Origin of the sequence: Hymenobacter properus, assembly GCF_015694735.1 — a bacterium.
GTDB classification, from domain to species: domain Bacteria; phylum Bacteroidota; class Bacteroidia; order Cytophagales; family Hymenobacteraceae; genus Hymenobacter; species Hymenobacter properus.
This window is the reverse complement of sequence record NZ_JADQDP010000001.1, coordinates 22,901-42,373: the sequence shown is the minus strand read 5'-3', so window position 1 is coordinate 42,373 and position 19,473 is coordinate 22,901. Positions and strand designations below refer to the sequence as shown.

Below are 19,473 nucleotides of genomic sequence, written 5' to 3'. Positions count from 1 at the left end.
AATAGCACGGACTAGACTTCGGGCGTGCACTGGGCCGGGCGCAAGGGCGCGGCCTTTAGGGTGGCGGTGGTCGACCAGTCGGTGGGCCGGGCGGTGTTGTTCATTTGCAGTTCGACGGGGGTTGTGCTAAATACGGTGCTGCTCACCGACGCGGGCCGCACCCGCAGCCACGCGGTTTCGGGCTGGTGGACGGGGGCCGGCACTTTGGCGGCTCGCGGCACCACCAGCTTCACCACTACCACTAGCTGGTCGTCATTGTCGGAACTATCAGAATAGCTGCCAATTTCCACGTTGGCAGCACAAAAGGCATGGTCGAGGTTTTGCATGGTCGAGAGCGAGGTAAGCGTAAGCGAAATGGTGGGGAATCGTGCGTTTGTAAATATGGGAGGAATTCATCGGACTTTCACTAAATTTTTGCGCTCAATCTTTGCGGCAATTACGCAGCTTGAACAGGCATTTTCGACCGACCCGAACCGTGCCGCCGCTTCCGGGGTTATCTTTGTACTTCGCCCCTGAGGCGTTTTGCCTGCCCCATGACCATAACCAAAGAAGCCGTTCTCAAAGCCCTGAGCTACGTGGAAGAGCCCGACCTGGGCCAGGACCTCGTCACGCTCAACATGATTGAGAACATCGAGATAGACGGCCTTACCGTCGCCTTTACCGTGGTGCTCACCACGCCTGCCTGCCCGCTTAAGCAGCTCATTCACGATGCCTGCGAGCGCGCCATTCATACCATGGTGGATAAGGACGCCAACGTCGTCATTACCATGACGTCGCGCGTGACCACCGGCCGCCACAATCGCGGCGACCTGCTGCCCGGCGTGAAAAACATCATTGCCATTGCCTCGGGCAAGGGCGGTGTGGGCAAGAGCACCGTGACGGCCAACCTGGCCGTGGCCCTGGCCGCCACCGGCGCCAAAGTGGGCTTGGTAGATGCCGACATTTCCGGCCCCAGCGTGCCCGTCATGTTCAACGTGGAGAACGAGGCGCCGCACGTTTTCCAGGGTCCGAACGGTAAGAACCTCATCCAGCCCATCGTCAAGTACGGCGTGAAACTGATGAGCATCGGCTTCCTGGCGCCGGCCGAAAGCGCCATTGTGTGGCGCGGGCCCATGGCCTCGTCGGCGCTCAAGCAGTTCATTACGGAGGTAGACTGGGGCGAGCTGGACTACCTGTTGCTCGACCTGCCGCCCGGCACCTCCGACATTCACCTCACCCTGGTGCAAACCGTACCCGTGACGGGCGCCGTCATCGTGACCACGCCACAGAAAGTGGCTTTGGCTGATGCCCAGAAAGGCCTGCAGATGTTCCGGCAGCCGCAAATCAACGTGCCGGTGCTAGGCGTGGTGGAGAACATGGCCTGGTTCACACCGGCCGAACTGCCCGAGAATAAGTACTTCATTTTCGGCGAAGGCGGCGGCCAGCGCCTGGCCGCGCAGCACGACGTGCCGCTGCTGGGCCAGCTGCCGCTGGTGCAAAGCATCCGCGAAAACGGCGACCAGGGCCAGCCCGCTGTGCTCGACCCGAAGTCGGCCGTGGGTGTGCTCTTTGCCGATTTGGCTGAGTCGGTAGCTCGCCAAGTGAGTATCCGCAACAACGTGGCCCCCAAAACGGCCGTCGTGCAGATGAATTCCTAATGCCCGTGGAAAACGCAACCCTCGCCCCCACCTTCGACCACCCGCTGATGCCCCGCATCGAAGCGGCCCTCGACACCCTGCGCCCCTACTTGGCCACCGATGGCGGCAACGTGCGCGTAGCCAACATCACGCCCGACGGCGTGCTCCAGCTGCAATGGGAAGGCGCCTGCGGGGCCTGCCCCATGTCGCCGATGACGCGCGCCGGCTTGGAAGATACCGTGAAGAAGGCCGTACCGGAAATTACGGCAGTAGAAGCCCGCTAGCAAGGTAGCAACACGTAGCGCGGACTTTGCAGCCGCGTCCCCGCGCCATCGGCGTTGTTGAGGGACGCGGCTGCAAAGTCCGCGCTATTTTTCGTGGTAGTAGCAGCTCAGGATGGATTCCATCGGCTGCTGGCCGGCGGCCACGGCCAGCACTTGCTTGCGGTGGGTGGCGTCGAGCAGCGGCAATAGCGGCTGGGGCACGTGGTTGAATTGCTGGAAGGCGTCGATGAGCTGGGCATCCCACTGGGCGTGAAAGTGCAGCAGGTCGTCGGGCAGCGCCTGGGTGCGCGGGCTGCCGGGCTCGGGCAGGCAGTCGAAGGGCTCGGTAAGGTTGAGGTAGCCGTAGTCGTCGGTCAGCTCCTCGCCGGGCAGGATGTCGCGCACGGCCAGCTCGCAGTTGTAGGCCGTGCTGATGCAGCTGGACCGGAAGCTGTGGTTGACGAAGCGCGAATGGTCGCCGCAGAGGACATAGTCGCCGTTGTGGTCGCGGTAGCTATATTTTTCCAGAAAAGCCTGCTGCAAAGGGTGCATGTCGGCCAGCGCGGCGGGCGAAAAAACTTCGTCGAGCGAATCGAATACCCAGGTGATGGTGCCTTTGGGAATAAGCTTGACAGCCACCACGCCAAAACCTATTTCGGGGCTGATGAACCGCAGCTCGGTGTCAGGATGAATCATGCTGGGAGGAGCTGAATTGAAGAGCTGCAAGGTTGGCAGAAACCAGCCTTGAACCAAGCAGAACCGTGTGCCAGCGCCCCGGTTCCTACTTTTGCGGCCAAACTCTTCTGTATCGCATGGCCACCTCGCCCAACTCGCCCACGCTTCGCTCCTGGATTGACATTCCGCTCGGCTCCGATTTCCCCATTCAAAACCTGCCGTTCGGCGTGTTCGAGACGGACGAGCGGGGGCCGCGACTGGCCGTGGCCATCGGCCGCTATGTGCTCGACTTGTACGCCGCAAGCCAATACGGCTTTTTTGAAGACCTCAACGAGCTGGGCGACGCCCAGCCCAAAGTGTTTCGCCGCCGCTCACTCAATGCGTTTTTGCGCCTGGGCCGGCCGGCGTGGCGGGCCGTGCGCCAGCGTGTGAGCGAGCTGCTGCGCCACGACGAGCCCCGCCTGCGCGACAACGAAGAAGCCGTGCGCGCCTGCCTGCTGCGCCAGTCCGAGGTGCGCATGCTGCGCCCCACCAAGCCGAATAACTACACCGATTTCTATAGCAGCATTGAGCACGCCACCAACGTGGGCACCATGTTCCGCGACCCGGCCAATGCCCTGCTGCCCAACTGGCGCTACATTCCCATCGGCTACCACGGCCGCACCAGCAGCATCGTAGTGTCGGGGACTGACATTCGTCGGCCCAACGGCCAGCGCAAAGCGCCCGACGAGGCCGTGCCCACCTTTGGCCCCAGCCGCCAACTCGATTTTGAGCTGGAAATGGCCTTCGTGGTTGGCACCAGCACCGAACTAGGCAGCACCGTAGACATCAGCGAGGCCGAAGACCACATTTTCGGCCTTTGCCTATTCAACGACTGGAGCGCCCGCGACCTGCAAAGCTGGGAATATGTGCCGCTGGGCCCCTTCCTGGGCAAAAACTTCGGCAGCAGCGTGGCGCCCTGGGTGGTGACGCTCGATGCATTGGAGCCTTTCCGTGTGGCTGGCCCCGCGCAGGAGCCCGCGCCGCTGCCCTACCTCAGCCAGAGCGGCGCCCACAATTTCGATGTGCACCTCGAAGTAGCCCTCACACCCACCGGCGGCTCGGAAAGCACCATTAGCCGCACCAACTTCGGCCTGATGTACTGGAGCATGGCTCAGCAGCTGGCCCACCACGCTTCCAACGGCTGCAACATCGAAGCCGGTGACCTCTACGCCTCGGGCACCATCTCGGGCCCCACCCCCGACTCACTGGGCTCGATGCTTGAGCTGGCCTGGCGTGGCACCCGCCCCGTGCCCCTGGCCGACGGCTCGGAGCGCAAGTTCCTGCTCGACGGCGACACGGTGACGATGCGTGGCTTTGCCGAAAAAGACGGCGTGCGCATCGGTTTTGGCGAGGTGAGTGGGACGGTGCTACCGGCGCACAGCTAAGCATCGTCTGTCATTGCGAGGCGCAGCCGAACCAACCGAAGGACAGCGTAGCTAATCCGTCCAGTTCTCAGCGACTTACCTAATAATGTGACAAAGCCCCGGCACCATTACGGTACCGGGGCTTTATGGTAAAAAAGGCTTTGTCACTTTGGAGCGGGCCTGGCTTTGATAGGACGGATGGCTTCGGCTGCACCTCACAATGACAAGCGGGCGCGCTTAGTGCATCCGGTCGTCGCGCACGGGCAAATTCGTCACAATTTCGCCTTCGATGACTAGCAATTCCTGCAGACGCTCGTCTACCTGTTTGGCGTCGCAGTATTCCTTGGCCAGGTCCACGTAGCTCACGAAGTGGGCGGCTTCCGACACCATCAGTTCGTAGTAGAACTTGCTCAGTTCTTGGTCGGCAATGTTTTGCCAGAGCAGCTTGAACCGCTCGCAGCTGCGCGCCTCGATGAGAGCCGACACCAGCAACTGGTCCATAAGCTGGCGCTCGCGGGCGCCGCCTTTGCGCACGTGGGCCAGCAGCTGCACTACATACTCGTCTTTACGGGGCTTGCCTAGGGCGTAGCCGCGCTTGCGCAGTTCCAGCAGCACCCGCTCGAAATGGCTCCACTCCTCGGCTACGAGGTCGGTCAGCTCGTCTACTAGCCGGGTTTTCTCGGGGTAGTGAATAATCATGCTGATGCCTGTGCTGGCGGCTTTCTGCTCGCACCAGGCGTGGTCGACCAAAATGTCCTCGATGTTTTTCTCGGCAATGTTCACCCAGCGCGGGTCGGTGTTCAGCTTGAGCTTAAGGATGGTTTTCTCTTTCATCTGTTGGGTTCTAATTAAAGAAGTTCCACCGCACCCCGAACTGGAAGCGGCGCGGGTAGCCCGTGTAGTACGGCGTGGTGTAGTAGCCGCCCGAGATGATGCCCTGGTTGATGTAAGCCATTTTCAGGAATACCGACACTGCCTTAATATCGGCCGAGAAGAATACGTCGGCCACGGCGTGGTTGGTGATGGTGAAATGGTCTTGCTGGTAAAACTGCTGGGTGCTGGGGCTGTAATCAAAAGCCTTATAGGCCGACTGATAATAGACCTGAATGCCCATCTGGCTGAACAGCGCCCGGCGGAAGATGTAGCTCTCGTAGAACACCCGCGAGTTGGTCACCAGTTTGGGAATGCGGATGCCCGTCACGTCGCCGCCCTGCGTGTAAGTAGCCTGGTTGTCGAAACCCACGCGGCCGAAATGCACCTGGTGTCGGGCCGACACAATCTGCAGGTTCTTGGCCACGGTGGCTTGCTCGGGCAGGCCGGCCGTGTTGTAATACACCAGGTTGGTGAGGTTGACGAGGTTGGCGCTGGCTTCGAAGTGTTGTTGGGTGAGGCGGCCCAGGTCGGGCAGCTTGAAGCGCAGGCGGCCGGTGAGTTGGGTGCTGCTAGTATTGCTGAACTCGGTGGGAGTACCGGGCAGGTGGTGCCATTCGTAGTTGTTGCCCACCAACTCCTGCTGCGTGAGCGTGGGCGAGTACGACGAGCGCAAGGCCTCCACCGACAGCGGCCCCGTGCGCACCGAAGCCCGCAGCCAGTACTCATCAAAGAGCTTGTACTCGCCGGCTGCCTCTACGGCGTAAATTTTGTGGTAATTGAACGCGACAGTGCCGCCCACGAAAGCCTGGGTGAAAGTGCGGGTGGGCGCGCCTACCACCAGCGAGTCGCCGGTGGTGCTGCGGGCGGCCCGCACTTGGTTCGAGTAAAGCGTTTTGGTGGCCAGACTGGCGTTGCGCAAGCGGCCGTACAGGCGGTATTCCACCACGTCGGTGCGGCCCAGCACGCCAAACGTGTTTTCGACCTGCCGGAACTCGGCCCGGTCCAGAATGGCGCGGGTATTACGCAGCACCCGCGGGTAGTACAGCACGCGCGGAAAGTACACCTCGGCCGTGTTGAGGCGCTTCAGTTCGGTGTCGGAGTAGTTGTTGAACTGGCGCTTGGCGTCGAAGGTGTGGTACGCGGTGAGGCCGCGGCCCAGCAGGCGGTAGGTTTGGGTAAAGTACAGCTCGTCCCGGTCTTCCTGATTAATGGCCTTGGTCAGGTACACCCGCTGCGCGCCGTAGTTAAACAGCTGGTTGGGTGCCGACTCGCCCAGCGTTACGCTGTCGCCCAGCTCCGGCGAGTACGCCCGCGTGGTGATGGGCCAGATGCCGCCCTGCTCCACCGCCCGGTGCCGGGCGTTGCCGATGTTGAACAGCAAGTGGTACCGCTCGTTTTCCGTTTGGAAGCGGCCGTACAGCATCAGGTTGGAATGCTCCACCAAGCCTTTGCCAATGCCCGCGCCGGAGGTAGCCAGCACCTTGTTCGAGGCAATGCGCTCGTAGTTGAAGCCCACGCTGAAGTTTTTCTTCAGGCTGCGGCTGTAGTTGAATTCAAACACCTGCTCGCCGGCGCCGGACTGGATGTAGCGGAAAAACGAAAACGGCGAGCGGGAGTCGTAGTACGGAATCTGGCTGGCGTCGTGGGCGTATTTGTTGAACACATCACGTCCAAAACGTGCCCCCAACTGCAGGTTGGGCTGGTAGAGCAGCGGCCGCGAGGCCGTACCCACTGCCCCCAAATCCTGCTGGAAAGTAGTGTCGTGCGTCCAGAACCGGTCCTGTGGGAAGCGCGTGAGCGTGGTGTCGAGCGGGGTACCGCTGGTGGAGTCGCGCAGGATTTCGGCCTCGTAGATGACGCGGGTGGTTTTGGGACCATACACCACCTTGGTGGAGTCGTCGAGCACCTGCGCGTGGGCGGCGGGCGCGGCCAGCATCGTGAGCAGCACCAGGGCCAGCAGTTGCGGCCAGCGTCCTAAAAATCCTCGTTTCGGGGCCTTCAAACAGGTAACAAATGCGCCGGAGCCCGGCAGGGTTAAAGTCAATTCAGGAGGGCACCGGCCGGCGCGCCGGGCAGCAGCAGCCGCAATTCGGCGCCGCCCATGCCCAGAAACGCCACCCGCACCGGAATGGTATAGATGGGAAGCCCCGTCAGCACCGGCCGCAACACGGCGGCCCGCAGGCGCGTGGCATCCTTTTCCGTCGTAAAAATAGGCCAGCCCGGCTGCCAATGCGCCCGCAGGGCCGCAAAGTCGGCCGGCTCGAAAGCATGATGGTCGGGAAAATGCGCGTGGTAGCGGATGTCATAACCCTGGCTTTCCAAGTATTTGCGCAAAGGCTGTGGCTGCGCAATGCCCGTCAGCAACAGGGCCGCGCCTTTGGCTGGCACATTGGGTAAGTCATCCGCCATTGGCAATTCCTCGCTCCTGCTCACGCTTGCCAGGCCCTGCGGCTTGGCGTATTCATACGTCGAAAACAGGACCGGAGTAGCCGAGCGGCTGTAGCGGCGGACGCGCTGGGCGATGGCCGTCTGGGCGGTTGCATTCAACCCGGCAGGGCATTTAGTTATGATGACGACATCGGCCCGACGGGCACCACCCCGGCTTTCGCGCAGTAGGCCGGCCGGCAGCACGTAGTCCTCATAAAAAGGCCGGGCGTGCTCCGTCAGCAGCACGTTGAGCGTGGGGCGCACGGCGCGGTGCTGGTAGGCGTCGTCAAGCACAACGATGCTGATTTCGGGATGTGCTTGCAACAACAGGTGCACCCCTAGGCCGCGCTTTTCGGCCACAGCTACCGGCACGTTTTGCGCCGCAAAATGCCCGAAGTACTGCCAGGGCTCATCGCCTACCGTGGCGGCCGAATCGGCCGGGCCTGCCAGGCGCGGGCCGGTGGTTTGGCGGCCGTAGCCCCGGCTCAGGATGGCCGGGCGGTGGCCCTGGCGCAATAGCTCTTCCACCATCCAGATGACGTGCGGCGTTTTGCCGGTGCCCCCCACGCGCAGGTTGCCCACGCTTACCAGCGGCACCGCGAAGGCTTCCGATTTCTTCCAGCCCGCGTCGTAAAGCCAGTTGCGCACGGCCAGCACCCCGGCGTAAAGCCAAGAGAACGGTAGCAGCAAAATCATCAGCAAGCGGGCCATACGCCCCCAAAAGTACGGCGGGTTTGGCCGGCACCCGGCGCGTACTTTTGGGTCATGTCTACCCTGGCCGACCGTCTGCTACGTTTTCTCACGACGTTTCCGCTGCCCCAGGCCCTGCCCGCGGGCGTGGAAGCTCTTAGTCCCTTCCGCGAGCCGGCCGTGCGGGAATTGCTTACGCGCTTCGCCGATAAATTTTACGCCGACAACCAGCCCCGCGTGGCTCTGCTCGGCATCAACCCCGGCAGACTGGGCATGGGCCGCACCGGCGTGGCCTTCACCGACCCTTCGGCGTTGGCCGAGCACTGCGGCATCGCCAACGACCTGCCGCGCGGCCGCCCCGAAACCTCCACCCAATTTGTCTATAAATTCATCAACGCCCTGGGAGGGCCGGCCGAATTCTACCAGCATTTTTTCGTGAGTTCGCTCTACCCGCTGGTACTCTTGAAGAATGGGCTGAACTACAACTATTACGACTCTTCTGCTCTCATTAAAGCACTGTGGCCGGATATTCAGCTTTCGCTGCGCCAACAAGTGGAAGAGCTGGGCCTGCGCCGCGACGTGGCCGTAAGCCTCGGCAAGCGCAACGGCGAGTTTCTGAAGCGTCTAAATGCCGAGCTGGGCTTGTTCCAGAAAATCGTCGTCCTCGACCATCCCCGCTACCTCATGCAATATAAAAGCCGCGACGAAGCGACCAACGTGGCTAAATACGTGGAAACACTGGGCGGTTTGATTTCCGAATAATGAAAGTCATGCCGCGCGCAGCCGAGGAATCTCGTCTGCATCGTTGAACGATTGATTTACTACCGCACGCGAGATGCCTCGGCTGCGCGCGGCATGACGGCTTTTCCCTTTTTATACTCCTCACCAATAATGCCCACCGTTCAAGACCTCGCCCGCCTGCTCGAGGCGGCAGCGCCCCTCGCCTACCAGGAAAGCTACGACAACGCCGGCCTGCAATGCGGTGACCCGCAGGCCGAAATCACCGGCGTGCTTATTACCCTCGACTGCACGCCCGCCGTGGTAGCCGAGGCCATGCGGCGCGGCTGCAACGTGGTAGTGGCCCACCATCCAGTCATTTTCCGCCCGCTCAAGCGCCTCACCGGCGCCAACGAGGTGGAGCAAACCATCATCGCCGCCCTCAAAAACGACGTGGCCATTTACGCCGCCCACACCAACCTCGACAACGTGCGCGGCGGTGTCAACGACAAGCTGGCCGAGAAGCTGGGCCTGATAAAAACCCGCGTGCTAGCTCCGCAAAGCGGCATTTTGGCCCGCCTCATCACCTACGTGCCCAACCGGCCCGAAGACCAGCAGGCCGACGTGGCCGGCCGCGTGCTGGCCGCCCTCTACGCCGCCGGGGCCGGTCAGGTGGGCCAATACTCCGCCTGCAGCTTCCAGGCCGAGGGCTCGGGCACCTTCACGCCCGGCGCGGGCACCCATCCCGCCATCGGCGCCGAAAACCAGCCCGAAACCGTACCCGAAAAGCGCTTGGAGGTGCTGCTACCCCTGCACCGGCAAGCAGCCGTGCTGCGGGCCCTGCGCGCCGCGCACCCCTATGAAGAAGTGGCCTACGAGCTCATCAAGCTAGAAAACGTGCACCAGGAAGTGGGCGCCGGTATGGTGGGTGAGTTGCCGGAGGCGATGGAGCCAGCCGCGTTTCGGCAACTGCTGAAGCGGCAGCTGCTGGTGCCGATGGTGCGCCACACGGCGTTTGAGAAGCCTATTAAAACCGTGGCCATCTGCGGCGGGGCGGGCGCGTTTCTCATTGGCGCGGCGCGGGCCAGCGGGGCCGATGCTTACGTGACCGGCGACGTGAAGTACCACGAGTTTTTCGGGGCCGAGGGGCGGCTCATGCTTTGCGACGTGGGCCATTTTGAGAGCGAACAGTTCACCGGCGAGGTGTTTCGGGATTTGCTAACGGCCGGATTTGGACGTACTTTTGCGGTCTTAATCGCTGAAACCCCTACGAACCCCGTTCAATATGACTGCTAACAGTGCCGCCGTGGCGCCCGCCGACGTTCCCGTAGCCGCCAAGCTCGAAGCCCTGCTCACCCTGCAGCACCTCGATTCGCAGCTCGACGAAATCCGGCGTGTGCGGGGCGATTTGCCCGAAGAAGTGCGGGATTTGGAAGATGAAATCGCGGGCTACGAAGTGCGCGTGAAGAAATTCGACGAAGACATTCAGGGTCTCAACGACTTCATCAAGAGCCGCAAGCAGGCCAGCAAAGACGCCGAGTCGCTCATCAAGAAGTACGACGAGCAGCAGCAGAACGTGCGCAACAACCGCGAGTTCGAAGCCATTGCCAAGGAAATTGAGCTGCAGCGCCTGGAAATCCAGATTGCCGACAAGAAAATCAAGGAAGCCCAGTACCAGATTGACGTGAAGAATGCCGAAATCAGCGGCACCAAGTCGAAGCTGGACGAGCGCCGCAAGGACCTCGAAAACAAGAAAGGCGAGCTCGACACCATCGTGGCCGAGAACGAGGAGGAAGAGCGTGGCCTGCTGACGCAACGCGAAGAAGCCACCAAGCCGGTGGAAGAGCGCCTGCTGACGGCCTACACCCGCATCCGCGGCAACGTGCGCAACGGCCTGGCCGTGGTGCTGGTGCGTCGCGACGCCTGCGGCGGCTGCTTCAACACGGTGCCGCCCCAGCGCCAAGCTGACATCATCTCGCACAAGAAAATCATTGTGTGTGAGCACTGCGGCCGCATCCTGGCCGACGTCGAAGCCCGTACGGCCTAAGCTCAACCGGCGAGCAACTCATGACTTTGATTTGCTGAAAAAATCTTAAAAAGGAACGGCCCCGAGTCGTTCCTTTTTTATTTAAGCATTAGATGACCTTTTTGGCTGCAATGGTTCGGGGAATGGTGGCGGGCAGCTGGCGGACGGCCGGGTTGGCGGGTAGCCTGGCCGCAGGGGTGCTGCTAACAGGCTTTACACCACCGCAAGCCGTTGAGAAACCGGAGCAGCCCGCCGAAATGGCTGCCACCGTGGGCGAGCTCACGCCCACCAGCCGCCGCGCCTACGCCGAAGTGCTCAAGCTGCGCCTGGGCCCCGCCCGCGAGCTGTTGCGCCCCGAACTGGCCAGCACGCCCGCCGCACCCGCTCCCCTGCTGGTAGCCAACTGCATCGACTTTGCCGACTTGCTGCTTAGCCAGGACGCCGCGCGCTACGAGGCCATCGAAAAGGCTCAGGAAGCCCGCTTGGCTAGGCTGGACAAGGTACCGACCAGCGCAATGCGCGACTACGCCCGGGCCGAAATAACGCTGCACCTGGGCTTATCCCAGCTGTTGTTCAAACACTTAGTAATGGGTGGCTACCATCTGCGCAGCGGCTACCGCCAGATGCAGGACGTGGTGAAACGATACCCGGCGTTTCTGCCGGCTCGCAAGACGCTGGGCATCTGCCAGTTTGCCGTAGGTTCCTTGCCTGAGGGTTACCACTGGCTGCTGAGCTTGCTGGGCCTGACGGCTAACTCCAGCGAGGGACTGAAAAACCTGGCGCTGGCGGCTGCCCAACCCCACGACTTCCAAATCGAAAGTCAGATTTACCTCAGCCTGATTCGGGAAGGGTATTACAAAAAGCCCGAAGAAGCTCTGCGCTTAGTAGAGCATCTGCACGCCCAGCAGCCCGACAATTTGCTGTTCTCTTACCTGCTCATCAGCATCAATAAGCGCCAGCACCACGGCGAAGCGGCCCTCGCGGCCTACCGTGCCCGCCCAACGGGTTCTAGCTATGTGCCCGTACCTTACCTGCGTCACATGGCTGCCGATTTGCTGCTTTACAAGGGCGATTACGCTGATTCAGAGCGCGAAAATCTGGCATTTTTGCGTGAGTACAGGGGAGTGCACTACCGCAAGGATGCCGCCTTTAAGCTCTACCTGGCAGCGTGGCTGGGCGGGCAGCCGGCCGCGGCCGTGGCCCGCTACCGCGAACAAATCAACCAGCCCGGCCCCACCGACGTGGAGGAAGACAACTACGCCCAGCACTACTACCACGAGGCCGTGGCGCTGAATCCCATCCTCACCCGCGCCCGCCTGCAAACCGATGGCGGCTACAACCAGCAGGCCTTGGCCACGCTGCGCAGCTTCCGGGCCAGGCCTGCCACGCTCTGGCGCGACCGCATTGAGGAGCCCTACCGCCGGGCTCGCGCCTTCCAGGGCCTCGGCCGGCTCGATTCGGCCTGGTTCTATTTCGAGCGCACCCAAACCGTGGCAGGCCCCAAGGCACCTTATTATTTTGCGCCCCAAGCTGCGCTGCAGCAGGGTTACCTGGCCCAGGAGGCTGGCAATAAAGCCAAGGCTAGGATTTACTTTGAAAGGGCCTTGCACTACCCCTGGCACGAGTATAAAAACAGCACCGACGCCAAGGCTACCCTGGCGTTGCGGGAGCTGAAATAACGCGTTAGGCTAGATTTTATCTGATAAAACGAACAGTACGACTTGACTTCGGCCACTCCTTTGGTTGTTCGCCTTGCTGATTTGCCGGCCGACTTTCGAGTGCGGGCGCTGCACTGGGGGGCGCAGTTTGCGCATTGCGCCTACTTCGAGCACAACGACTTTCTCTATCCGAAGGGCCCCTTCCGGCGCTTGCTGGCGGTTGCCCCAGTCGGGGCAGCCACAGTCAGTTCACTTGAAGGGTTAGCACATTCAGCATCAGAACCAGTATTGTACTGCGGGTTTATAACCTATGATGTCAAGAACGATATCGAGGCGCTGACGAGCGAGAACTTTAGCGGCATGGGCTGGCCCCAGATTGGTTTTTTTATCCCTCATACCTGGCTATATTGGCAGGATGACCATATTGAAATTCATGGCTTTACTACTGACGTCTTAAATAAGATTCTAACCCTCCCGGTACCAACAGTTCCGGCACCACAAGTGCCGGTGTTGCAGCCCCGCACGCCTAGGGCCGACTATCTGCAGGCCGTGGAAGCCATCCGAACCGATATTCTAAACGGGGAAGTTTACGAGTTGAATCTGTGCCAGGAGTTCTACGCCGAAAATGTGGCTCTAGAGCCGGTGGATGTTTTTTGGCGGCTTATGGCGGCCTCGCCCGCGCCCTTCGCAGGCTTCGTGCGTTGGCACGACCATTTTCTTCTTTGCGCCTCGCCCGAACGGTTCCTAGCGCGTGCGGGCAGCAGCATTCATTCGCAGCCCATCAAAGGCACCATCCGCCGGGGCACCACTCCGGAAATCGATGAGCAGCAGCGCCTCACGCTGTTGCACGACGAAAAAGAGCGCGCCGAAAACCTGATGATTGTCGACCTTGTACGCAACGACCTCGCCCGCGTAGCCCAAACCGGCACCGTGCGTGTGCCCGAGCTGTTCGGCCTCTACCCTTTCCGCCACCTCTGGCAAATGATTTCGACGGTGGAAGCTGACCTCCGCCCCGATGTTCAACTGCCTGAAATATTGCGTGCCACCTTCCCGATGGGCTCCATGACGGGCGCGCCTAAAATCCGAGCCATGCAGCTCATTGAGCGCTACGAGCACACCCGGCGCGGCCTCTACAGCGGCAGCATCGGCTACCTCTGGCCCGGCAGCGACTTCGATTTTAACGTTGTCATCCGCTCTCTTCAGTACCGGCAGGACAGCGGCTACCTCAGCTTTGAGGTCGGTTCGGCCATCACCTACGACTCAGACGCAGAGCGCGAATACGAGGAATGCCTATTGAAAGCCAAGGCCTTGCTCGAGGTGCTGGGTTCGGTTATCAAGGAGTAAAGCACGTCTGTCATCCTGAGCGCAGCGAAGGACCTTCTCACGTGAGTGCAAGCAACTCAATCGTGAGAAGGTCCTTCGCTGCGCTCAGGATGACAGACGTTTGTGTTAATGCAACCAATTGCAACTCCTGCCATTCTGTCATTTCTCCCGGTTAAAGTGTATCTTTGCCTTCCGCCGAAACGCGCTATAATTATGCCCCAGCCCCTATTAACCTTAGATTTTCTAGACCAGGCCGCCCCTACCACCGAAGCCACGCCCAGCGGCGAGGTGCGCATCACGGCTGCCACCCGCACCGGCCGCCAGCGCAAGCTCTACATCGAGAGCTACGGCTGCCAGATGAATTTCTCAGATTCGGAAATCGTATCGAGCATTCTCTTTGATGAAGGCTTCGACACCACCGACGACCTCGCCAACGCCGACCTCGTGCTGCTCAATACCTGCTCCATCCGCGAAAAGGCCGAGCAGACGGTGCGCATGCGCCTCAAGCAGATTAACTCGCACAAGAAGCGCAAACCGGCCATGCTGGTGGGCGTGTTGGGCTGCATGGCCGAACGCCTTAAAAGCAAGTTTTTGGAGGAAGAAAAAATCGTAGACCTCGTGGTTGGCCCCGACGCCTACCGCGACCTGCCCGGCCTCATCGAGCAGGTCGATGGCGGCCAGAAGGGCGTGAACGTGCTGCTGAGCCGCGAGGAAACCTACGCTGACATCACGCCCGTGCGCCTGAACTCCAATGGCATCACGGCTTTTATCAGCATCATGCGCGGCTGCGACAACATGTGCTCCTTCTGCGTGGTGCCCTTCACCCGCGGCCGGGAGCGCAGCCGCGATGCCCACAGCATCGTGCAAGAAGCCGAGGCGCTGGTAGCTGCTGGCTATAAGGAGGTGACCCTGCTGGGCCAGAACGTGGACTCCTATAAGTGGGCCTCGGCCGACGGCACCGAGCACGTGAATTTCGCGCAGCTATTGGAGCGCGTGGCCCTCATCAGCCCCGAATTGCGCGTGCGCTTCTCCACCTCGCACCCCAAGGACATCACCGACGAGGTGCTGCACACCATGGCCAAGTACGAGAACATCTGCAAGTATATCCACTTGCCTGCCCAAAGCGGCAACACCCGCGTGCTGGCTTTGATGAATCGCACCTACGACCGGCCCTGGTACGAGGACCGGGTGCGCGCCATCCGCCGCATTCTGGGCGAGGACTGCGCCATCTCGACCGACATGATTTCGGGCTTCTGCTCCGAAACCGAAGAAGAGCACCAGGACAGCCTGAGCCTCATCGACTTCGCACAGTACGACATGGGCTACAATTTCTTCTACTCGGAGCGCCCCGGCACACTGGCCGCCCGCAAGCTCGAAGACGACATTCCGCTGGACGTGAAGAAGCGCCGCTTACAGGAAATCATCGACCGGCAGCAGGTGCACGCCCGCGCCCGCTACGCCCGCATGGTGGGCCAGGTGCACCGCGTGTTGGTAGAAGGACCATCCAAACGCTCGGCCGAGCACCTGAGCGGCCGCAACAGCCAGAACCAGGTAGTTATTTTCCCAAAGCAAAACTTCAAGAAAGGCGACTACGTGAACGTACTGGCAACCAGCACGACGGGCGCAGCGCTGCTGGGAGAAGCTGTCTAGTTGTTAGTTGCTCGTTGTCAGTTGTCAGCTTATTCTAATGGAAAGGTCATATACCGAGTTGAGCGTTTGGCTACAAAGCCGACAGCTGACAAAGCGGGTTTATGAACTTACCCAGCATTTCCCAAAAGAAGAATTGTTTGGGCTGACTAATCAATTGCGGCGGGCGGCGGTTTCTGTTCCTTCAAACATCGCGGAGGGCTGCGGCCGTCAACATACCCGAGACACCCTGCAGTTTCTATTTGTGGCGCGAGGCTCTTTGTTCGAAGTAGAAACGCAGCTTTACCTCGCCAACGATTTAGCCTACCTGACCGAGGCAGAGCTTCAAGAATTGCTATCAGCCGTAACCAATTGCAAGAAGTTATTGCAAGGGTTCATTCGTTACTATCGCTCCCTTCTTCCAGTATCTCAAGTTACCGAAGAAAGTCTCCACTACTTTCCTGACAACGGACAACTAACAACGGACAACTAACCTTTGACACCTTCCGAAATCCAATCCATCAAGCTCCGGTTCGGCATCATCGGCAACGCGCCGGCGCTGAACTACGCCATTCAGGTGGCCGCGCAAGTCGCGCCGACTGACATGACGGTGCTCATCACCGGCGAAAGCGGGTCGGGCAAGGAGTCGTTTTCCAAGATTATCCACGCCCTCTCGCCGCGCAAGCACGGACAGTTCATCGCCATCAACTGCGGCGCTATTCCCGAGGGCACCATCGATTCCGAGCTATTTGGCCACGAAAAGGGCTCCTTCACGGGCGCCAACGAGGCCCGCAAGGGTTACTTTGAAGTGACCAACGGCGGCACCATTTTCCTCGATGAAATTGGCGAAATGCCGCTGGGCACCCAGGCCCGCCTGCTGCGCGTGCTGGAAAATGGCGAGTTCATTCGGGTAGGCAGCAGCAAGGTGCAGAAAACCGACGTGCGCGTGGTGGCTGCCACTAATGTGAATTTGCTCGACCGCGTGCAGGCTGGCACCTTCCGCGAAGACCTGTACTACCGCCTGAACACGGTGCCCATTACGGTACCACCCCTGCGTGAGCGCGGCGAGGACATCTACCTGCTGTTCCGCAAGTTTGCTTCCGATTCGGCTGAGCGGTACCGCACGCGGCCCATCACGCTGCTGCCCGATGCGGTGCAGGCACTCACGCGCTTCCGCTTCCCCGGCAACATCCGCCAGCTTAAGAACATCGCCGAGCAGATTTCGGTATTGGAAACCGACCGGGAGCTGGATGCCCGCCGCCTGGCCCCCTACCTGCCGCAAGACCAAACCAGCCGGCTGCCCATGCTGCTGGGCCCCGGTGCCCCCGAGGGTGCGGGCGCTGGCTACTCGGAGCGCGACTTGCTCTACAAAATCCTGTTCGACATGCGCCGCGACATGACTGACCTCAAAAAGATGGTGCTGGAGCTGGCCACCGGCCAGCGCCCCCACGAGGCCCAGGAGTTGCTGCGCCAAAACAGCCACCTGTTCAGCAATACCGGCCCCGGCAGCGCGTTTGAGGCCAGCGGCGGCTCGGAATATTTTCTACCTCCTGCTCCCACCGTATACAACGCCGAGCCGGTGGCCCGTTACGACGAAGCGCCGGTGGAAGACATACCCCACGAAACCGAGGACGAGACCCTCTCGCTCGACGTGAAGGAGAAGGAAATGATTCTCAAGGCGCTGAAGAAACATAACAACAAGCGCAAGTACGCCGCTCACGATTTGGGCATTTCCGAGCGCACGCTCTACCGCAAGCTGAAGCAATATGACCTGGAACAAGTTTGATTTTAAGCTGCAAGCCATGAGCTACAAGTCGCAAACTGTCAGCCAGGCGAGGCAAGCGACGCGCTACTTCATAGCTTGCAGCTTGTGGCTTGTGGCTTGCAGCTTCCTCACCGGCTGCGGCATTTATTCCTTCAACGGCACCAACATCGACCCGGCGGTGCGCACCATTTCTATCTCCACTATTCAGAACAACGCGCCGACGGGGCCCGCTTTTCTGACGCAGCGCTTCACGGAGGATTTAAAGGACTACTTCCAGCGCAACACCAACCTGAAGCTGGTGCCACGCGACGGCGACCTGCAGTTCGATGGCAACATTGTGGCGTATGACTTTGCGCCGGCCTCTATTCAGCAGGTGAACGGCGTGAGCCAGGCCGGCTCCAACCGCCTCACCATTCAGGTCAAGATTCGCTTCACCAACACCAAGGACGACAAGCAGAGCTTCGAGCAGATATTCCAGAATTTCGACGACTACGCGGCCGACCGCAACATCGCCACCATCAACAACGACCCCAACGCCGTGCGCACCACGACGAACAAAATCATCACCGATATTTTCAACAAGTCGGTGGCCAACTGGTAGCGGGCCTTTAGGAGGCATTTGATAAGGCTCAATTGGTGAAGCCCTTGCCCAAGCTGGGTACCCAATGCCCGTGAATAGCAGCAAAAAAACCTGCGGGTATTTGCGTAAATTGACGTAATGTTGCGGCCCCATTCTTCCGTCGATAGCGCGGAGTTTAGGAAGTTGTTCGCTCGCTGCTGCTTTTTTTAAGTCTTTTTCACCCGTGACCCGCGCCACGCTTCTGCAAGTTCTTGCCCGCCCAACGGCCCTTGGTCCGGCGGAAGTGCGCGAATTGGAGCAGTTGGCCCAAGCCTTCCCCTACTGCCAAACGGCCCACCTGCTGCTGGCCAAGGCTGCCCACGACCAGGGCACCATGCTGGCCGGCCAGCGCCTGCGCCGCGCCGCCACCTACGCCGCCGACCGCGCCCTGTTGCGCCGCTTGATTGAGGAAGTGGAGCCGACCGCCCCGGCAGTTGAAATAGCCCACGAAATCGCTCCCGAAGAACCAGCACACGTGCACGTGCCGGCTCCGGAACCCTTGCCGGCAGCATCAGTAACGGTGGAACCAGCCATGCCCGCTGCAATGCCTGCGCCTGTTGCAGTGGTGACACCTGTTGCCGCAGAAACCGAAGTTACCCCAGTCGCAGCGGCAACGGTGGAAACGGCTGCTTCGCCAACGCCCGTTGTTGCGCCGGAAGTTGTTGTGTCCACTCCTTTGATGGCGCCGGTTGCGGCACCGTCGCCCATAGAGTTGCCCCCTGTTGCGGAACCAACCGCAACCCCCGAACCCCCAGTGGTAGAGGCTGCACCGGAACCTGAAACCCAGGTCACGGTTGTGACGCCCGCAGCGGAACTAACACCAGCGCCGATTACTGAGGCAGCGCCAGAACCGGAAGTAGCTGCTGCTGCTGAAGAGCCCACCGTAGCTGAAGTAGTTGCACCCGTCATCGAACCTGAACTTCCGGCCGTCCTTGTCGACCAGGAAGGGGCTGATATTCCTCCCGCTGCGCTGCAGGCCGAGCCGCTGCCAGCAGAGCAGCCGGAAGCGTCATCTGCGGAAGAACCCGACCTGCCAGCCCAGGCGCCGGCCATCCGCCCGCCGGCCGAAGCCGGTGAAGCACGCTTTGAATTCGGTCTGTCGGAGCCCCCGCCGCCCCCGCCCGCTTACGAGCTGCCTGGCTTGGTAGACGAATGGGCCGCGGCGGCCGTTACCCTGAGCTTGGCCGGTCCCGAGCCGGTGGCCGATTTTCTGCCGGTTGGTACCGGGACGGCACCTGCGCAGCCTGCTTTAACCCCGGCCGCCTTTACGGGCGACGAGGTCATTGGCTACGGCTTGGGCGAAAGCAGCCGCCTGGGCTTCTCCATGCAGCTGATGAATCTGCTGACCGACAAGGCCGAACGGGAAGCCGCCGAAATGCCGCTGGCCGAGCCCCCCCCCGACCCACTACCGCCCGTTGGCACCTTCTTCGAGCCCGACCCGCTCCTGCTCGACCATTGGGCCACGCACCGCCCGCTGCCCCCGGCGCTGCCCTCCTCACTCGACCTGATTAACAACTTCCTCAAGCGCCAGCCGCGCCTCACCCGGCCCGCCATGCTGCCGCCCGCCCCCGGGGGCCAAACCGACCTCAGCGCCCGCAGCACTCGCGCCGAACCCGACCTGGTTTCCGAAAATCTGGCCCGCATTTTCGTGCGGCAGGGCAAAACTGCCCGAGCCATTGAGATTTATGAGAAGCTAATGTTGAAACAGCCGGAAAAAATGGCGTACTTTGCGGCCCAAATTCAGTCTTTGCAACCTTCGGCGTAGTTCGCCTTTCTTCTTTTTTAATTC

The 19,473-nt window shown here is 60.9% G+C and carries 18 protein-coding genes; 13 read left to right on the top strand and 5 right to left on the bottom strand.

Annotated features, from left to right (window positions below; translation table 11 throughout):
• Positions 1 to 11 precede the first annotated feature (11 nt).
• Positions 12 to 326, bottom strand: a complete 315-nt coding sequence (locus tag I2I01_RS00215) for a hypothetical protein (RefSeq protein WP_196284412.1) — start codon at positions 324 to 326, stop codon at positions 12 to 14.
• A 207-nt stretch (positions 327 to 533) separates the two neighbouring features.
• Between I2I01_RS00215 and I2I01_RS00210 the strand changes: the two genes are divergently transcribed.
• Complete coding sequence (locus I2I01_RS00210; protein ID WP_196284411.1) at positions 534 to 1,637, top strand: Mrp/NBP35 family ATP-binding protein; 1,104 nt, start codon at positions 534 to 536, stop codon at positions 1,635 to 1,637.
• A 47-nt stretch (positions 1,638 to 1,684) separates the two neighbouring features.
• Positions 1,685 to 1,900 carry a NifU family protein gene (locus I2I01_RS00205; protein WP_317196864.1) on the top strand — a complete coding sequence of 72 codons (216 nt, stop codon included), beginning with the start codon at positions 1,685 to 1,687 and terminating at the stop codon, positions 1,898 to 1,900.
• Positions 1,901 to 1,984: 84 nt separating this feature from the next.
• On the opposite strand, the gene I2I01_RS00200 is transcribed toward I2I01_RS00205, so the two are convergent.
• Positions 1,985 to 2,575, bottom strand: a complete 591-nt coding sequence (locus tag I2I01_RS00200) for an SET domain-containing protein (RefSeq protein WP_196284409.1) — start codon at positions 2,573 to 2,575, stop codon at positions 1,985 to 1,987.
• Positions 2,576 to 2,691: 116 nt separating this feature from the next.
• On the opposite strand from I2I01_RS00200, the gene fahA reads away from it, so the two are divergent.
• The gene (gene fahA, locus I2I01_RS00195; protein ID WP_196284408.1) at positions 2,692 to 3,981 is read left to right on the top strand and encodes a fumarylacetoacetase; all 1,290 of its coding nucleotides are present in this window, start codon (positions 2,692 to 2,694) and stop codon (positions 3,979 to 3,981) included.
• Between the two features lie 216 nt (positions 3,982 to 4,197).
• Here fahA and miaE read toward each other — a convergent pair whose 3' ends face one another.
• Genes miaE through lpxK form a run of 3 tightly spaced genes read right to left on the bottom strand, consistent with a single transcriptional unit; the run spans position 4,198 to position 7,971 of the window.
• Positions 4,198 to 4,794 carry a tRNA-(ms[2]io[6]A)-hydroxylase gene (miaE, locus tag I2I01_RS00190; protein ID WP_196284407.1) on the bottom strand — a complete coding sequence of 199 codons (597 nt, stop codon included), beginning with the start codon at positions 4,792 to 4,794 and terminating at the stop codon, positions 4,198 to 4,200.
• A 10-nt stretch (positions 4,795 to 4,804) separates the two neighbouring features.
• A complete protein-coding gene (locus tag I2I01_RS00185) occupies positions 4,805 to 6,835 on the bottom strand; it encodes a putative porin (protein WP_196284406.1) in 2,031 nt (676 codons plus the stop codon).
• Between the two features lie 38 nt (positions 6,836 to 6,873).
• Entirely contained in the window at positions 6,874 to 7,971 is a 1,098-nt protein-coding gene (lpxK, locus tag I2I01_RS00180) for a tetraacyldisaccharide 4'-kinase (protein ID WP_196284405.1), read from the bottom strand.
• A 54-nt stretch (positions 7,972 to 8,025) separates the two neighbouring features.
• On the opposite strand from lpxK, the gene I2I01_RS00175 reads away from it, so the two are divergent.
• The 10 genes from I2I01_RS00175 (at position 8,026) to I2I01_RS00130 (ending at position 19,449) form a co-directional block, all read left to right on the top strand.
• Positions 8,026 to 8,712 carry a uracil-DNA glycosylase family protein gene (locus tag I2I01_RS00175; protein WP_196284404.1) on the top strand — a complete coding sequence of 229 codons (687 nt, stop codon included), beginning with the start codon at positions 8,026 to 8,028 and terminating at the stop codon, positions 8,710 to 8,712.
• Positions 8,713 to 8,841: 129 nt separating this feature from the next.
• On the top strand, positions 8,842 to 9,963 hold the full coding sequence (locus I2I01_RS00170; RefSeq protein ID WP_196284403.1) for a Nif3-like dinuclear metal center hexameric protein: 1,122 nt from the start codon (positions 8,842 to 8,844) through the stop codon (positions 9,961 to 9,963).
• Entirely contained in the window at positions 9,953 to 10,714 is a 762-nt protein-coding gene (locus I2I01_RS00165; protein ID WP_196284402.1) for a zinc ribbon domain-containing protein, read from the top strand. The genes I2I01_RS00170 and I2I01_RS00165 overlap by 11 nt, the downstream gene beginning before the upstream one ends.
• A 110-nt stretch (positions 10,715 to 10,824) precedes the next feature.
• Positions 10,825 to 12,372, top strand: coding sequence for a DUF3808 domain-containing protein (locus I2I01_RS00160; RefSeq protein WP_196284401.1), 1,548 nt, complete (start codon positions 10,825 to 10,827; stop codon positions 12,370 to 12,372).
• Positions 12,373 to 12,711: 339 nt separating this feature from the next.
• Positions 12,712 to 13,695, top strand: coding sequence for an anthranilate synthase component I family protein (locus I2I01_RS00155; RefSeq protein ID WP_230678856.1), 984 nt, complete (start codon positions 12,712 to 12,714; stop codon positions 13,693 to 13,695).
• 192 nt (positions 13,696 to 13,887) lie between these two features.
• Complete coding sequence (miaB, locus tag I2I01_RS00150) at positions 13,888 to 15,324, top strand: tRNA (N6-isopentenyl adenosine(37)-C2)-methylthiotransferase MiaB (RefSeq protein WP_196284399.1); 1,437 nt, start codon at positions 13,888 to 13,890, stop codon at positions 15,322 to 15,324.
• Between the two features lie 37 nt (positions 15,325 to 15,361).
• On the top strand, positions 15,362 to 15,793 hold the full coding sequence (locus I2I01_RS00145) for a four helix bundle protein (RefSeq protein ID WP_196284398.1): 432 nt from the start codon (positions 15,362 to 15,364) through the stop codon (positions 15,791 to 15,793).
• Positions 15,794 to 15,796: 3 nt separating this feature from the next.
• Positions 15,797 to 17,086: a sigma-54 interaction domain-containing protein gene (locus I2I01_RS00140; RefSeq protein ID WP_196284397.1), complete on the top strand. Its 1,290-nt coding sequence runs from the start codon at positions 15,797 to 15,799 to the stop codon at positions 17,084 to 17,086.
• On the top strand, positions 17,067 to 17,666 hold the full coding sequence (locus I2I01_RS00135; RefSeq protein WP_211537734.1) for an LptE family protein: 600 nt from the start codon (positions 17,067 to 17,069) through the stop codon (positions 17,664 to 17,666). The genes I2I01_RS00140 and I2I01_RS00135 overlap by 20 nt, the downstream gene beginning before the upstream one ends.
• A 202-nt stretch (positions 17,667 to 17,868) precedes the next feature.
• On the top strand, positions 17,869 to 19,449 hold the full coding sequence (locus I2I01_RS00130) for a hypothetical protein (RefSeq protein ID WP_196284396.1): 1,581 nt from the start codon (positions 17,869 to 17,871) through the stop codon (positions 19,447 to 19,449).
• The last annotated feature ends 24 nt before the right edge of the window (positions 19,450 to 19,473 follow it).

Excerpts from the sequence above, each read along its gene's own strand:
- I2I01_RS00135 (WP_211537734.1), top strand. The coding sequence starts at position 17,067 with ATGACCTGGAACAAGTTTGATTTTAAGCTGCAAGCCATGAGCTACAAG.
- I2I01_RS00165 (WP_196284402.1), top strand. The coding sequence starts at position 9,953 with ATGACTGCTAACAGTGCCGCCGTGGCGCCCGCCGACGTTCCCGTAGCC.
- I2I01_RS00205 (WP_317196864.1), top strand. The coding sequence starts at position 1,685 with ATGCCCCGCATCGAAGCGGCCCTCGACACCCTGCGCCCCTACTTGGCC.
- I2I01_RS00210 (WP_196284411.1), top strand. The coding sequence starts at position 534 with ATGACCATAACCAAAGAAGCCGTTCTCAAAGCCCTGAGCTACGTGGAA.
- miaB (WP_196284399.1), top strand. The coding sequence starts at position 13,888 with ATGCCCCAGCCCCTATTAACCTTAGATTTTCTAGACCAGGCCGCCCCT.
- I2I01_RS00175 (WP_196284404.1), top strand. The coding sequence starts at position 8,026 with ATGTCTACCCTGGCCGACCGTCTGCTACGTTTTCTCACGACGTTTCCG.
- I2I01_RS00215 (WP_196284412.1), bottom strand. The coding sequence starts at position 326 with ATGCAAAACCTCGACCATGCCTTTTGTGCTGCCAACGTGGAAATTGGC.
- I2I01_RS00200 (WP_196284409.1), bottom strand. The coding sequence starts at position 2,575 with ATGATTCATCCTGACACCGAGCTGCGGTTCATCAGCCCCGAAATAGGT.
- I2I01_RS00155 (WP_230678856.1), top strand. The coding sequence starts at position 12,712 with ATGGGCTGGCCCCAGATTGGTTTTTTTATCCCTCATACCTGGCTATAT.
- I2I01_RS00160 (WP_196284401.1), top strand. The coding sequence starts at position 10,825 with ATGGTTCGGGGAATGGTGGCGGGCAGCTGGCGGACGGCCGGGTTGGCG.
- lpxK (WP_196284405.1), bottom strand. The coding sequence starts at position 7,971 with ATGGCCCGCTTGCTGATGATTTTGCTGCTACCGTTCTCTTGGCTTTAC.
- I2I01_RS00145 (WP_196284398.1), top strand. The coding sequence starts at position 15,362 with ATGGAAAGGTCATATACCGAGTTGAGCGTTTGGCTACAAAGCCGACAG.
- I2I01_RS00170 (WP_196284403.1), top strand. The coding sequence starts at position 8,842 with ATGCCCACCGTTCAAGACCTCGCCCGCCTGCTCGAGGCGGCAGCGCCC.
- miaE (WP_196284407.1), bottom strand. The coding sequence starts at position 4,794 with ATGAAAGAGAAAACCATCCTTAAGCTCAAGCTGAACACCGACCCGCGC.
- fahA (WP_196284408.1), top strand. The coding sequence starts at position 2,692 with ATGGCCACCTCGCCCAACTCGCCCACGCTTCGCTCCTGGATTGACATT.